We start from the raw sequence: 14,173 nt of genomic DNA on the forward strand, positions 1-14,173 counted from the left end.
ATGAATCCCCCTTTAAATCACTTTTATTTTGTATAATCTACAACTTTTCCATTAATAAGTTTAGCTAAAAACTCACTAACATCTGCTTCAGCATCTTCTCTGTCTAAATACTTTTTAGTAACAAGGGCTGAAACGAGTTCTTCAGGTGTACAGCCTTTTTCTAATTGGTCCCATAAGAAGATGCCAGTTTCATTAATAGAAGGTAGGCCATCTAATGCGCCGTTATTGGTGTCTGCTTCATAAGCTAAACAAAACTCGCCACCTAATTCTCTAAGTATAAATCCTTTTTTGATTTTAAGTGTTTTAATAAACATTGGAGGCTCCTTTCTTAATGAATAATAGTTCCAGTCTCTGATAAGTCGTAGCCGGATAAACAGGAAAGTTGATTTTTAAAAGTCTTTGATTGGATAATCTGAGTAATTACCTCATAAACTTGTTCTTTGAGTGCAGATTTCTTAAAAACGATATCATAGTTTTCTTGTTGGATAGGAATAAAATCAAGGGTAGGAAATTGTTCTAGGACATTGGCATGGCCTATGGCCACATCTGCCATACCCATCGCTACTTGACCTGCACAAGTGGTATGAGATAAAACTTCTTTTTCATAACCGACAATGGAGAGAGGAGAAATGTTTTTAAGACGAAGATGTTCATCTAACAATACTCTTGTACCACTTCCTTTTTCACGATTAACAAAAGTAATGCCTGGTTTAACTAAATCTTGAAATCCAGTAATCAACTTTGGATTACCTTTTTGTACATAAAAACCTTGCATACGCTTAAAAAGATGAATGACTACTGTCTCTACACCAGGAAGCAAATGATGGATGTAGGAAAGGTTATAGGAATGATCTGTTCCATTCCAAAGATGAGTAGTAGCCAAATGAACTTTATCAAAGTATAGGGCATAAAGGCTATTATAACTGCCCATATAAGAACGAAGAGTAGGTAGACCCAAAGGGTGTGCTTCAATATAGGAACAAAGCATATCAAGAACAGGATCTTGGCCACAAATAATGAGACCACTTGAATGCTTTAAAAACTCAGTTTTAAGTAGGGCATTTTCCGGGTAATGAGAAGAGGGAGTAGAAGTATGATTAACAAGTGAGGATGTGGCTACTGTAGAAGGAGAAAGCTGCAAGTAAGTATTAAGCTGAACCTCAGATATTCTAAGTTGTTTACCAATCTTGGTAGATTGCAATTCACCTCTTTTAATGAGGTCATAGACAGTGTGCTTTTTAATTTTGAGCTGATCGGCTATCTCTTGAGGTTTGTATAGTTTTTCCATCTTTCTACCCCCTCTCTGGAGTGATTTTTTACCCTTAATCTTCTATGCCAATCATAACAGATGTGGCTTTAATCAGGGCATAAGCATCTGAACCAATCTGAAGCTGTAAATCCTCTACGGCTGATTTTGAAATAGTAGAAACAATAATATTTCCGCCCCCTATATCTAAAGAAACAATAGAATTAACGGCGCCTTCACTAATATTAACGATTTTTCCTTTGAGTTGATTTCTTGCACTAACCTTCATGGCTATGCACCTCCTAAAGTAGTCATATAAAAATATAGTTTTTATTATAGGGGTTTAAGGATAAAAGTATATAGGAAGGCTAAAGAATGTAAAATTTCATGCAGAACATAATGATTATGAGAAGCAGGCATACTTGATTATGAATAAAAATACTGGCTCAAACAATCCGTGGATAGTACATAATGAAGTATAACATGGATGAGAAAAATGAATTGGCTACTGTATATAGACGTAAATGACTTACATTCGTTGACACAAGGGGGCTCATGTAGTTAGATGTTCCTATACCAAAATGAACAAAACTTAACAAAAGGAAACAAAACAACAAAATAGTGAAATGGAGGAGAGCATATGAAGAAACGTGTAAGACTTTTAATGATGATGTTAGTGTTATTAGTAGTACTTGTTGGATGTAGTGCCAAGGAAAGTGAAGCTAATAAAGCTAAGGTCTCAGCTTCACCTGAGGTGGCAAAGGAAACGAAAACACCAGAAGCTGAGCCTACAGAAACACCAAAGGAAAAAGTTAACTTGCAAGTATTTATAGCAGCTAGTTTAAAAAATGCTATGACAGAAATACAAAACAATTATGAGGTGCTTCATCCCGAAGTAGAGATTACATTTAATGCAGATAGTTCTGGTACCCTTCAAAAACAAATTGAAGAAGGAGCAGCGTGTGATGTTTTCTTCTCAGCAGCAATGAAACAAATGAATGTACTTAATGATGGCGGTTATGTATTACCAGATTCAATTGTACAGCTATTAGAGAACAAAGTTGTACTTATTAAACCAGTAGGAGGTGAAACAGCTGTTACTGGTTTTGAAGATATTACGAAAGCTGCTAATCTTGCTTTGGCAGGAGAAGATGTACCTGTTGGCTCGTATGCAAGAGAGATTTTTACCAGTCTTGGCATCTTAGATCAAGTCATGGCTATGGAAATTAATGAAGGTGCGAATGTAACAGCAGTCCTGTCAGCCGTCAGCGAAGGCAGTAATGAAGTAGGTGTAGTATATGCTACAGATGCTAATTCTGTTAAAGACTCAGTTGACATTATTGCCGAAGCACCTGCCGGAAGTTTAGAAAAGCCAGTTGTTTATCCAGTAGGACTTATCAAGAATGCAGAAGCCAGTGATGCAGAGACAACAGCAGCTAAAGAATTTGTAGCTTACTTACAAACGGAAGATGCAATCAAGGTTTTAGAAGCCTATGGCTTTACTAGTCATAACAAATAAATTTTGATTATAAAAGGAGGGAAGTACAATGGAGGCACTGCTTACAGAAGTAAATTGGAGTCCACTTTTTATTTCTTTAAAAACAGGAATAGTAGCAACTATACTTGCTTTTTTCATAGGGATTTTAGCAGCTAGATTTGTAATGAAATTAGGGAATACGATGAAGTGGATTGTAGATGGCATTTTGACTCTCCCTCTTGTATTACCTCCTACAGTAGCAGGTTTTTTCTTATTACTTCTATTTAGCCTTAAAAGGCCAATTGGCAAATATTTATGGATTAATACTGGGGTGAAGGTAGTACTTAGTTGGCCAGGATGTGTATTAGCAGCAGCAGTTATTGCTTTTCCACTTATGTATCGTAATGCAAGGGCAGCTTTTGAACAGGTAGATGTAAATATGATTGCTGCAGGTAGAACCTTAGGGATGTCAGAGCGAAAAATCTTTTGGAAGATTGTTATGCCTATTGCCATGCCGGGGATTGCATCAGGGACAGTTCTTACCTTTGCTAGGGCCATTGGCGAATATGGCGCTACTTCTATGCTAGCAGGCAATATTTTAGGGAAAACACAGACCATAGCTTTAGCTATTGCTTCAGAAGTATCAGCAGGAAATTTTGAAGTGGCAGGATTTTGGGTGACAGTTATAGTCATTCTCTCCTTCGTGATTGTTTTAGCCATTAACATGATTTCCGGTAAGGGGATGAAGCAAATGAGGAGGTGGACTATGTGAGTATAGAGGTGGCACTTCATAAAAAGCTAAAGGGCTTTGAACTAGATATGGCTTTTACAACAAGGGGAAAATGCACGGGAATCTTAGGGGCATCTGGTTGTGGTAAAAGTATGACTTTAAAATGTATAGCTGGTTTGGAAAAGCCAGATAAAGGAGTAGTTCGATTAGGGGATAAAACCCTTTTTAATAAAGCACAAAGAATTAATATACCCCCTCAAGAAAGAAAGGTAGGATATTTGTTTCAAAATTATGCATTATTTCCTCATATGACGGTTGAAGAAAATATTAGTATAGGCATGAGAGGAAGTAAGATGGAAATCAAAGAAAAGATAAGTGATCAAATCGAAAGGTTCAGATTAAAGGGTTTGGAAGGGCATTATCCCTCACAGCTTTCGGGTGGGCAACAGCAGAGAGTAGCCCTAGCTAGAATTTTAGCGTATGAGCCAGAGGTCCTCCTATTAGATGAACCTTTTTCAGCTTTAGATAGTTTTTTAAAGGATGCCTTAGCGAAACAACTTCTAGAAGTCTTGGAAGATTTTAAAGGAGATATGATTATGGTATCTCATAGTAGAGATGAACTTTATACCTTTTGTGATCAGCTCATTGTCATGGAGAATGGAAGGGCCTTATTAGAAGGCAGTACAAAAGATATCTTTTGCCAGCCAAGGAAAATGGCAGTAGCACAGTTAACGGGTTGTAAAAATATTTCTCCTATAAAAAGATTAGGTAAACATCAGCTTTTGGCAGTGGATTGGAATCTTAAGCTGACCACTAAAGAAGAAATTAAAGCATCCGCTAAATATGTAGGGGTTAGAGCACATGATATTAAGTTAGAAGGTCAAGTAAACGATAACTATTTTAACATGGAAATACTGAGTTATTTAGAATTTCCCTTTGAAATAGACTATTTAGTACAGGAGAAAAAAAGTAGACCTGCACAGCCTTTATGCTGTAAGTTTTCTAAAGCGCAAGTGCCAAATTCAAAAGAAATAAATATTTTTATTCCGCCTGAAACCTTGATACTCTTAGAGTAGAGAGGCTTTCAAAATGCTTTCTGATAAAATTACCTCTTTTTTTCCAAAAGGTTATGTGTTATTATAAACAAAAATATTCAGTAAATTGTGAATAATTTTTAGTAATATCATATCATTGAAAGCCCATATAAGGATTCCTATAATGAGAGCATAGGGAATCACAAAAATAAATAACGTTTTTTACAACGGCGTAGAAAAATGAGTAGTATCATTTTCTGCGCTGTTTTTATTTTTACTAGCCCGGGAAGTAAAAGTAAATAGGTTCTCTAAGTGTTTATAAAATAAAAGCATAGTACTCAAAAATAGGAGGTAGGGTTATGAGACAAGTAGCGATTTATGGTAAAGGCGGAATTGGTAAATCAACAACAACACAAAATTTAACAGCAGGTTTAGCTGAGATGGGAAAAAAGGTTATGATCGTTGGATGTGACCCTAAAGCGGATTCAACTAGACTTGTACTTGGAGGTCTTGCACAGAAAACAGTACTTGATACCCTTCGTGAAGAAGGCGAAGATATCGATCTTGACTTAATTTTAAAAGAGGGCTATGGCGGAATCAAAGGTGTAGAATCAGGTGGACCAGAACCAGGTGTTGGTTGTGCAGGTCGTGGTATTATTACTTCTATTAACCTACTTGAACAGTTGGGTGCTTATGAATCAGATTTAGATTATGTATTTTACGATGTATTAGGCGATGTTGTATGTGGTGGTTTTGCAATGCCTATTCGTGAAGGTAAAGCTCAAGAAATCTATATTGTATGTTCAGGTGAGATGATGGCACTCTATGCAGCTAACAATATTTCTAAAGGTATTATGAAATATGCAAGTACAGGTGGTGTAAGACTTGGTGGACTGATTTGTAATTCAAGAAAGGTAGATGGGGAAGCAGAGCTGGTGAAAGCTGTTGCTAAGGAGTTAGGGACTCAGATGATTCACTTTGTACCTCGTGATAATGCCGTACAGAAGGCAGAAATTAACAAAAAAACAGTTATAGATTTTAGTCCACAAGAACCACAAGCAGATGAATATAGAGAACTTGCAAGAAAAGTAGATGGCAATGATATGTTTGTTATTCCTAAACCATTATCAATAGATAAGCTAGAATCTATTTTAATGCAACATGGTATTTTGGACTGAGAAGAGCAATTAAGAATTAAAAAGTAAGAATTAAGAATGAAAATGAAAGATAAAACAAACCAATCACTTACAATTATTCATTATTAATTGCTTACTACTATTTTAAATTAAGGGAGGTAGAACATATGGTATTGGTTCGTGCAATTATTAGAACTCATAAAGTAGGAGAGGTCTTATCTGAACTTCTTTCAGCGGGTTTTCCTGCAGTTACCAAGATGGATGTATTTGGGCGTGGTAAACAGAAAGGTGTTAAGGTAGGAGAGGTTTACTATGATGAGATTCCAAAAGAGATGCTTTTAATGGTTGTCAAAGATGAAGATAAAGATGATGTGGTTAAAATGATTATGAAATATGCAAGAACAGGTGAAAAAGGTAACTTTGGTGATGGACGTATTTTCGTAAGTCCAGTAGAAGAAGCTTACACCATTAGTACGAAATCATCAGGTTTATAGGAGGGGCTGTCTATGAAAGAAATCATGGCAATTGTAAGACAGAATAAGGTTAATGCTACAAAAAATGCATTAGCTGAAGCGGGTTTTCCTGCATTCACCTGTAGAAAAGTGATGGGTCGAGGCAAAAAGCCTATAGACCCATCCGTAGTAAAGACTATTCTAGAAGCAGAAGCTATGCCTGTTTCACCAGTAGGTGAGTATATTACAGAAGCTTCAAGACTAATTCCTAAAAGGTGTTTTGTGTTAGTAGTACCTGATGAAGAGATCAAACGCCTTGTAGAAGTCATTATGGAAGTGAATAGTACAGAGAATCCGGGAGATGGCAAAATATTTGTATTACCTATTATGGAATCATATCGTGTAAGAGATGGAAAAACCGTAGACGATATAGATTCTTCCTATTAGGAGGTGAGGATATGGCTTCAGATTTAAGAGAAAAAGTATTAGAGAAGTATAGTGCGAGAGTTTATAAAAATAGAAAAGAGCATGTTATTGCCATTGGTGAAGGAAATAAAGATACCATAACGGCTAATACAAGAGCCATACCTGGCATCATCACCCAAAGAGGTTGTTGCTATGCAGGATGTAAAGGTGTTGTACTGGGGCCTATTAAAGATGCAGCTATCATTGTGCATGGACCTATTGGATGTGCTTTCTATGCTTGGGGAACTAGAAGACATAAAGCTTTTGCAGATGAAAAAGATGGAGAGAAAGCAGATTGCTATTTAGAATACTGCTTTTCAACAGATATGCAAGAGCCAGACATTGTATTTGGTGGTGAGAAAAAGTTAAAACAAGCGATTACAGAAGTAATTGATATTTTTCATCCTGCTATCGTGCTTATTTGTTCTACTTGTCCAGTTGGGCTGATTGGAGATGATATTCACGCAGTAGCAAGGTGGACTGAAACTGAACTTGGAACCAAAGCCATTGCTTTTAGCTGTGAAGGCTACAAGGGTGTAAGCCAATCAGCAGGTCATCACATTGCTAACAATCAATTGATTCGTTATATCATAGGCACAGGAGATAAAGAACCAAAGACCCAATACAGTGTGAATTTATTAGGTGAATATAACATCGGTGGTGATGGCTGGGAAGTTGAGAGACTTTTAAAACGCTGTGGTATAGAAGTTGTTTCTGTATTTACAGGTGGTGGTAGCTATCGAGACCTTAAAAATTCCCACTTAGCTCACTTAAATCTTGTTCAGTGCCATCGTTCCATTAACTATGTAGCTGAGATGATGCAGGATAAATATGGTATTGATTGGCTGAAAGTTAATTTTGTAGGTATTGAATCAAGTGCTAAATCTCTTAGAGACATAGGAGAATATTTTGGGGATGAAGAGCTAAAAGCTAGAATCGAAGAAGTGATAGCTGATGAAATAGCGGCCATTACTGATGAGTTAGATTACTACAAAAGCAAGCTAAAAGGTAAATCGGCAGCTCTTTATGTAGGAGGTTCCAGATCCCATCATTATCAACTTTTATTAAAGGATTTCGGTGTACGTACAGTATTAGCTGGTTATGAATTTGCTCATAGAGATGATTATGAAGGAAGAGAAGTTATTCCTGATATTAAGCCAGATGCAGATAGCAAGAATATTGAAAGTATTGAAGTAGAGCCAGATCCCAAATATTACAAAGTACTTTTAACACAGGAGCAAAAAGAAAAACTCCTTGAAAAAGGTGTAGCGCTTAACTATTATGAAGGTATGTTTAAGGGCATGGAAGAAGGCGCTATTATCACTGATGACTTAAATCATTTTGAAACAGAAGAATTTTTAAAGGTATTAAAACCAGATGTCTTTTTCTCAGGTATTAAAGATAAATTTGTGACTCAGAAAAATGGTATGCTCTCAAGGCAACTACATTCTTATGATTATAGTGGGCCTTATGCAGGTTTTAGAGGAGCTATAACATTTGGTCATGACCTTGTCATGGGACTTTATACACCAGCTTGGAGTTATATTAGAGCGCCATGGCAAAAGGTTCCTAGTATTCAAGGTACATTAGGAGGTGAAGCATAATGCTTAATTATACACCAAAACAAATATGTGATAGAAAAGCACTTCGTATTAACCCAGCTAAAACCTGTCAGCCAGTAGGTGCATTATATGCAGCTTTAGGTGTGCATGGTTGTTTACCTCATAGTCATGGTTCTCAAGGCTGTGTTGCTTTTCACAGAATGTATTTAACAAGACATTTTAAAGACCCGGTTATGGCGTCATCTAGTTCCTTCACAGAAGGCGCTTCTGTATTTGGTGGTGGTAGCAATTTAAAAACAGCTACAAAGAATATTTTTGATTTATATGATCCAGAAATCATTGCTGTTCATACGACTTGCTTATCAGAAACTATTGGTGATGACCTTAATGCTTTGATTACAGATATGAGCATTCCAGAAGGCAAATATGTGGTTCATTGTAATACACCAAGCTATAAAGGTTCTCATGTCACTGGTTTCACTAACATGGTAACAGGATTTATTAACTACTTAGCCACTAAAACAGGGACCTCTAATGAAAAAGTATGTTTGATGCCAGGCTTTGTAAATCCAGGAGATATGAGAGAGTATAAAAAGCTGTTAAATGCTATGAAAGTACCTTTCATTATGCTTCCTGATACAACTGGTGTATTAGATGGACCAATGACAGGGAAATACGAGATGTTTCCAAAGGGAGGCACTTTAATTAATGATATTAAAGCCCTTGGAGATTGTAAAGAAACCATTGCATTAGGGGTGCAGACTTCAGAAGCTTCAGCAGAGGCACTTAAGAAAAAATGCAGTGTACCTTTTAAATCATTACCTCTTCCTATGGGTGTTGAAGCAACTGATGAATTCATGCTAGCACTTCAAGCATTTTCTAAAGAGGATGTACCTGCAAACATTGAAGAAGAAAGAGGTCAGCTAGTGGATATGATGATTGACATTCATCCTTATACCTATGGTAAAAAGGTAGCCATTTATGGTGACCCAGATACAGTATTAGGCATAGCAGCTTTTGCTCTTGAATTAGGTATGATTCCTAAATATATGTTAACAGGTACGCCAGGTAGCCAATTTGAAAGCGCAGGAAAAGCGCTACTAGACAAATTCGGTGTGGAAGGTTGCACCGTCAAGGCAGATGGAGACTTATTTTTATTACATCAATGGATTAAAAATGAAAAGGTTGATTTACTCATTGGTGGTACTCATGGCAAAACCATTGCTAGAGCAGAAGATATACCACTCGTAAGAATGGGCTTCCCTATCATTGACCGATATATTCATTCTTATATGCCGTTAGTAGGTTATAAAGGAGCCATGAGAATGGCAGAGCTTATAGCTAATGCACTCATGGATTATCAAGATAGCCACTGTGAAGAAAAAGACTTAGAAGTTGTTATGTAGAATCTAAAATCTATTAAATATTCCCTCAAAATATTAATAGGTATATACACAAGAGCAGGAAAGAGGACCGTTTCTTCTATCCACTCTTGTGTACTTGAATTAACAGGAGAAGGAAACGAAGGGAAGTGTTAAAAATGGGCTTAATGGAGAAAACAACTTTGGAAAAAAGCATTTTAGAAGATAGAAAAGACTCTATACGGTTAATGGAATCTACTTGCAGTGGGCAGGGCATTAAGTGTGACACGGACAGTGTTTCTGGATCCGTTAGCCAAAGGGCATGTGTCTATTGTGGTGCGCGGGTTGTACTTAATCCAATAACGGATGCTTTTCATATTGTACACGGACCTATTGGGTGTGCTAGCTATACATGGGATATTAGAGGAAGCTTAAGTAGTGGAGATGATTTATATCGCAATAGTTTTTCTACAGATTTAAGAGAAACAGATGTTATTTTTGGAGGAGAGAAGAAGTTAATTGCAGCTATTGAAGAAGTGGCTCTTAAGTATCATCCTAAAGTGATATTTATCTATGCTACTTGCATCGTAGGTGTTATAGGTGATGATGTAGATGCAGTTTGCAGAACCATGTCTAGTAAATATGGGATTCCAGTTATTCCAGTTAAATCCCCAGGCTTTTCGGGGAATAAATCGACAGGATATCGTATGGCCTGTAATGCGATTATGGAGGTTATAAAACCTTATAAGGATAGAGAAAAGGTAAAAGGAATTAATATATTAGGTGATTTTAATCTAGCAGGGGAAATGTGGATTATTAAAGATTATCTAAAACAAATCGGTATAGAAGTTGTAGCAGGCTTAACAGGAGATTCAGATTATGAAAGCTTAATTAAAGCACCTGGTGCTGCTTTAAATGTAGTGCAATGTGCAGGATCTAGTACCTATTTGGCTAAAAGAATGGAAGAAGAGATGGGAATACCTTTTATAAAGGTTAGTTTCTTTGGAATAGAGGATACTACCAGTTCTCTTATTAGAATAGCAGAGGCTCTAGGAGATATGGAAGCTAGAGAAAAGGCTATAGAGTTAACAAAGCGAAAAACAGCGGAGCTAAAAGCCTTCATGAATAAATATAAAAATAATTTAAATGGGAAAAAAGCAGCCATTTATGTAGGAGGAGGCTTTAAAGCCATTTCTCTTATTAGACAGTTTGAAACCTTAGGGATTAAAACGGTAGTGGTTGGTACGCAAACAGGTAAAAAGGAAGATTATGAGATTATAGCCAGCTTAGTAGATTCAGATACTGTTATTTTAGATGATGCCAATCCAGCAGAACTAGAAACCTTTTTAAAGGAAAAAGGAGCAGATATTTTAGTAGGGGGTGTGAAAGAAAGGCCACTTGCGTATAAACTAGGCATTGCCTTTTGTGATCATAACCATGAAAGAAAGCATCCCTTAGCAGGCTTTGAAGGCGTTGTTAATTTTACAAAAGAAATTAATTCAAGTATCAATCACCCAATATGGGATTATTTAAAGCTAGAGGAGGGATGGGGATGAAGACAAAAGTAGAACCATTGGTTCATTTGAATACAAACCCGTGTAAAATGTGTATGCCTATGGGTGCTGTAACAGCTTTTTATGGGCTTCAAAAGTGTATTACGATTTTGCATGGTTCCCAAGGCTGTAGTACTTATATTAGAAGGCATATGGCGACTCATTATAATGAACCAGTAGATGTGGCTTCCTCCTCTTTAACTGAGCATGGTACAGTCTATGGAGGAGAAGAAAATCTTCTCAAAGGCTTAAAGAATGTCATTGATTTATATGAGCCAGAGGTAATAGGCGTAGCGACTACCTGCCTTGCAGAAACCATAGGAGAAGATATTAAGCGTATTGTGGAAAAATTCTATGAGTGTTATCCAGAGTATCAGAATATCACTATTTTACCGGTGCATTCCTCAGGCTACAGCGGTACAGAGTTTAATGGTTATTTTAATACCCTTACTCAAATAGTAGCTCAAGTGAAAATGTCTATGAAAAAACATGAAAAAGTCAATGTGGTTACAGGAATGATTAGTCCGGCTGATACTAGGTATTTAAAGAAGATATTTGCTTTATTTAATATAGAAGCTATTTTATTATCTGATCTATCCTCTAACTTAGATGCGGGTTTTTCAAAAGCTTATAATAGACTTCCTTCTGGTGGAACTTCTATAGAAGAAATCAAAAAAATGGCTGGTTCTAGAATGACCATAGAGTTTTGCAGTGTTCCCCTAGCTTTATCGCCCGGGAAATATTTAGAAGAGCATTATGGTGTACCTTGTAAAGTATTAAATCTGCCCATGGGGCTTAGAGATACAGATACTTTCTATAAGGTATTATCAGAAGTTTCATGTAACCCTATTCCCAAAGAGCTTGTAGAGATGAGAAGCAGATATTTAGATGCTATGATTGATAGTCATAAATATAATAGTGGCGGCAGAGCTGTTATTTATGGCGATCCAGATTTCATTCTTGGAACAGTTAGATTATCTGCAGAGAACGGCATTATGCCAATAGTAGTAGCTACAGGTAGTGTTTGTCCAGAATTAAAAAGTTTATTAGAAAAAGAATTAAGAGATGTAGCAGCACGCTATTTTATAGAAGACTTTCAAGTTGTAGATGATATTGATTTCAAAACTATTGAAGCTTTAGCCATTCAGTATAAGGCCAACTTATTAATAGGTAATTCAGATGGCAGGCGTATAGAGGAGAAATACCATATCCCACTAGTAAGAAGAGGCTTTCCTATTCATGACAGGGTAGGAGGACAGAGACTGCGTACTCTAGGCTATGAAGGTTCACTGACCTTTTTAGATGAACTTTCTAATGCACTTTTAGCTGTAACAGAAACCAGTTTTAGAGAAAATTTGTTTAATGCTTATTATAAAGAAGAAAGTGCTGGCAAAGTAGAAGAAATAATAAAAGATAAAGCCAAAGAAAAAGAATTCACACAAAGTAATGACATGCTGGAGGTGAAGAACATGTTAAGTAAAGAAACAATGTTAGAGAAAACCAAGACACATCCTTGCTATAATTGTGGCGCTCATGAGCATGCAAGAATTCATTTACCTATAGCACCTAGGTGTAATATTCAGTGCAATTACTGTGTCAGAAAATTTGATTGCCCTAATGAAAGCAGGCCAGGTGTAACAACTACTATTCTAACGCCGGAAGAAGCATTTGAGCGTTTTAAGATTGTTAAAGAAAAATTGCCAAATCTCAGTGTGGTAGGTATTGCAGGACCTGGAGATGCTCTAGCGAACTTTGATGAAACCAAGAAAACCTTGCAGATCATTAGAGACTATGATCCCGATATTACCTTTTGTTTATCTACCAATGGCTTAATGCTTCCACTTTATGCACAGGAATTAGTGGATTTAGGAGTCAGTCATGTCACAGTCACTGTAAATGCTGTGGATCCTAAAATAGGAGCGAAGGTTTATAAGTATGTAGATTATATGGGTATGCATTTTATTGGGGAAACAGCAGCAGCAATTCTTTTAACCAATCAGCTCAATGGTATTAAACTATTAACCAGCAAGGGTATTGTTTGTAAAATAAATATTGTTACCTTGAAAGGTATCAATGATGAGCATATTCCAGAGGTAGTAGCTAAGATGAAGGAGCTAGATTGCTACATGACTAATATTATGCAGCTTATTCCAGTTAAGGGAAGTGCTTTTGAAGATTTACCTATGGCTAGTCAAGTAGAGATTAATAAGATTAGAAAAAATTGTGGTGAAACTATGAAACAAATGTATCACTGCAAGCAATGTAGAGCAGATGCTATTGGTATTTTAGGTGAGGACTTAAGCATTGAGTTAGGTAGCTGCCGAGGTAAGTGCAGTCCTATTAAACAGCAAATCCAAAAGCCATATCGTTTTGCAGTAGCTTCTAAGAGTGGCATGATTGTAGACCAACATTTTGGGCATGTTGAAGAATTTTACATTTACGATTACCAAGGAGAAGAAGCAACATACATAGAGAAGAGAAAAATTAATAAGTACTGTATGGGTAAAGATGCTTGTGATGAAAAAGAAGATAAGATTACAAGAATTATAGATTCTATTGAAGATTGCCAAGGCGTTATTACTTTAAGAATAGGAGAATCGCCAAAAAGTAAGCTAAAAGAAAAGGGCATTCAAGTGTTTAGCACCTATGATCGTATACCAGATGCTATTAAAAAAGCAGTTGAAGCTATGTAAAATATTATTTGTTTAAGTATGTAATAAAAAGAGATGTTAATAGGCAATAGACAAGAGATTAGAGGAGGGGTTTTCTTTTCAAAGCTTTGCTCTCTATTTTCATAAATACTAAGTTAATAAAAGTCAAATTAAAAAGGGGATGTTTTAAATGGTTCAACCTAAATATCATGTTTTTATATGTACGAGTTGCAGGATTAATGGTCAGCAAAAAGGTTTTTGTCATTCTAAGAACTCAGTTGGGATTGTAGAAAGATTTATGGAGGAGATTGAAGATAGGAGCTTATCAGGAGATGTAGTTATTAACAATACAGGATGCTTCGGCATCTGCGATAAAGGGCCTATCGTAGTGGTTTATCCAGAAGGAGCATGGTATGGTAATGTATCGGAAGATGATGTAGAGCGCATTGTAGAAGAACATTTTGAAAATGGCAGACCTGTTAGTGACCTACTTATCTAATAAAACT

14 protein-coding genes are annotated in these 14,173 nt (G+C 36.4%); 11 read left to right on the forward strand and 3 right to left on the reverse strand.

Annotated features, from left to right (window positions below):
* Nucleotides 1-23: 23 nt before the first annotated feature.
* From EKH84_RS05475 to EKH84_RS05485, 3 genes are read right to left on the reverse strand one after another with little or no spacing between them, the layout of a single operon-like run.
* On the reverse strand, nucleotides 24-314 hold the full coding sequence (locus EKH84_RS05475; protein ID WP_127065493.1) for a PqqD family protein: 291 nt from the start codon (nucleotides 312-314) through the stop codon (nucleotides 24-26).
* A 14-nt stretch (nucleotides 315-328) separates the two neighbouring features.
* Entirely contained in the window at nucleotides 329-1,288 is a 960-nt protein-coding gene (locus EKH84_RS05480) for a helix-turn-helix transcriptional regulator (protein ID WP_127065494.1), read from the reverse strand.
* A 34-nt stretch (nucleotides 1,289-1,322) separates the two neighbouring features.
* Nucleotides 1,323-1,535, reverse strand: coding sequence for a TOBE domain-containing protein (locus EKH84_RS05485; protein ID WP_013655490.1), 213 nt, complete (start codon nucleotides 1,533-1,535; stop codon nucleotides 1,323-1,325).
* Between the two features lie 351 nt (nucleotides 1,536-1,886).
* Here EKH84_RS05485 and modA point away from each other — a divergent pair, with 351 nt between their 5' ends.
* From modA to EKH84_RS05540, 11 genes are all read left to right on the forward strand, one after another.
* Nucleotides 1,887-2,765, forward strand: coding sequence for a molybdate ABC transporter substrate-binding protein (gene modA / locus EKH84_RS05490; RefSeq protein WP_127065495.1), 879 nt, complete (start codon nucleotides 1,887-1,889; stop codon nucleotides 2,763-2,765).
* 28 nt (nucleotides 2,766-2,793) lie between these two features.
* Complete coding sequence (gene modB, locus EKH84_RS05495) at nucleotides 2,794-3,495, forward strand: molybdate ABC transporter permease subunit (protein ID WP_127065496.1); 702 nt, start codon at nucleotides 2,794-2,796, stop codon at nucleotides 3,493-3,495.
* Nucleotides 3,492-4,529, forward strand: coding sequence for a sulfate/molybdate ABC transporter ATP-binding protein (locus EKH84_RS05500; protein ID WP_127065497.1), 1,038 nt, complete (start codon nucleotides 3,492-3,494; stop codon nucleotides 4,527-4,529). The genes modB and EKH84_RS05500 overlap by 4 nt, the downstream gene beginning before the upstream one ends.
* A gap of 317 nt (nucleotides 4,530-4,846) precedes the next feature.
* Nucleotides 4,847-5,665, forward strand: a complete 819-nt coding sequence (gene nifH / locus EKH84_RS05505; protein WP_127065498.1) for a nitrogenase iron protein — start codon at nucleotides 4,847-4,849, stop codon at nucleotides 5,663-5,665.
* Between the two features lie 125 nt (nucleotides 5,666-5,790).
* The gene (locus EKH84_RS05510) at nucleotides 5,791-6,117 is read left to right on the forward strand and encodes a P-II family nitrogen regulator (RefSeq protein WP_013655495.1); all 327 of its coding nucleotides are present in this window, start codon (nucleotides 5,791-5,793) and stop codon (nucleotides 6,115-6,117) included.
* A gap of 12 nt (nucleotides 6,118-6,129) precedes the next feature.
* The gene (locus EKH84_RS05515; RefSeq protein WP_127065499.1) at nucleotides 6,130-6,522 is read left to right on the forward strand and encodes a P-II family nitrogen regulator; all 393 of its coding nucleotides are present in this window, start codon (nucleotides 6,130-6,132) and stop codon (nucleotides 6,520-6,522) included.
* An 11-nt stretch (nucleotides 6,523-6,533) separates the two neighbouring features.
* A complete protein-coding gene (locus EKH84_RS05520) occupies nucleotides 6,534-8,144 on the forward strand; it encodes a nitrogenase component I subunit alpha (protein WP_127065500.1) in 1,611 nt (536 codons plus the stop codon).
* Nucleotides 8,144-9,508 (forward strand): nitrogenase molybdenum-iron protein subunit beta, encoded by a 1,365-nt coding sequence (nifK, locus tag EKH84_RS05525; protein WP_127065501.1) that lies wholly within the window; start codon nucleotides 8,144-8,146, stop codon nucleotides 9,506-9,508. The genes EKH84_RS05520 and nifK overlap by 1 nt, the downstream gene beginning before the upstream one ends.
* A gap of 158 nt (nucleotides 9,509-9,666) precedes the next feature.
* Nucleotides 9,667-11,019: a nitrogenase iron-molybdenum cofactor biosynthesis protein NifE gene (gene nifE / locus EKH84_RS05530; protein WP_330547589.1), complete on the forward strand. Its 1,353-nt coding sequence runs from the start codon at nucleotides 9,667-9,669 to the stop codon at nucleotides 11,017-11,019.
* Entirely contained in the window at nucleotides 11,016-13,709 is a 2,694-nt protein-coding gene (gene nifB, locus EKH84_RS05535) for a nitrogenase cofactor biosynthesis protein NifB (protein ID WP_127065502.1), read from the forward strand. The genes nifE and nifB overlap by 4 nt, the downstream gene beginning before the upstream one ends.
* Before the next feature lie 148 nt (nucleotides 13,710-13,857).
* Nucleotides 13,858-14,166, forward strand: a complete 309-nt coding sequence (locus EKH84_RS05540; protein WP_127065503.1) for a 2Fe-2S ferredoxin — start codon at nucleotides 13,858-13,860, stop codon at nucleotides 14,164-14,166.
* Nucleotides 14,167-14,173 lie beyond the last annotated feature (7 nt).

This window comes from Cellulosilyticum sp. WCF-2 (assembly GCF_003990395.1).
Lineage (GTDB): Bacteria > Bacillota > Clostridia > Lachnospirales > Cellulosilyticaceae > Cellulosilyticum > Cellulosilyticum lentocellum.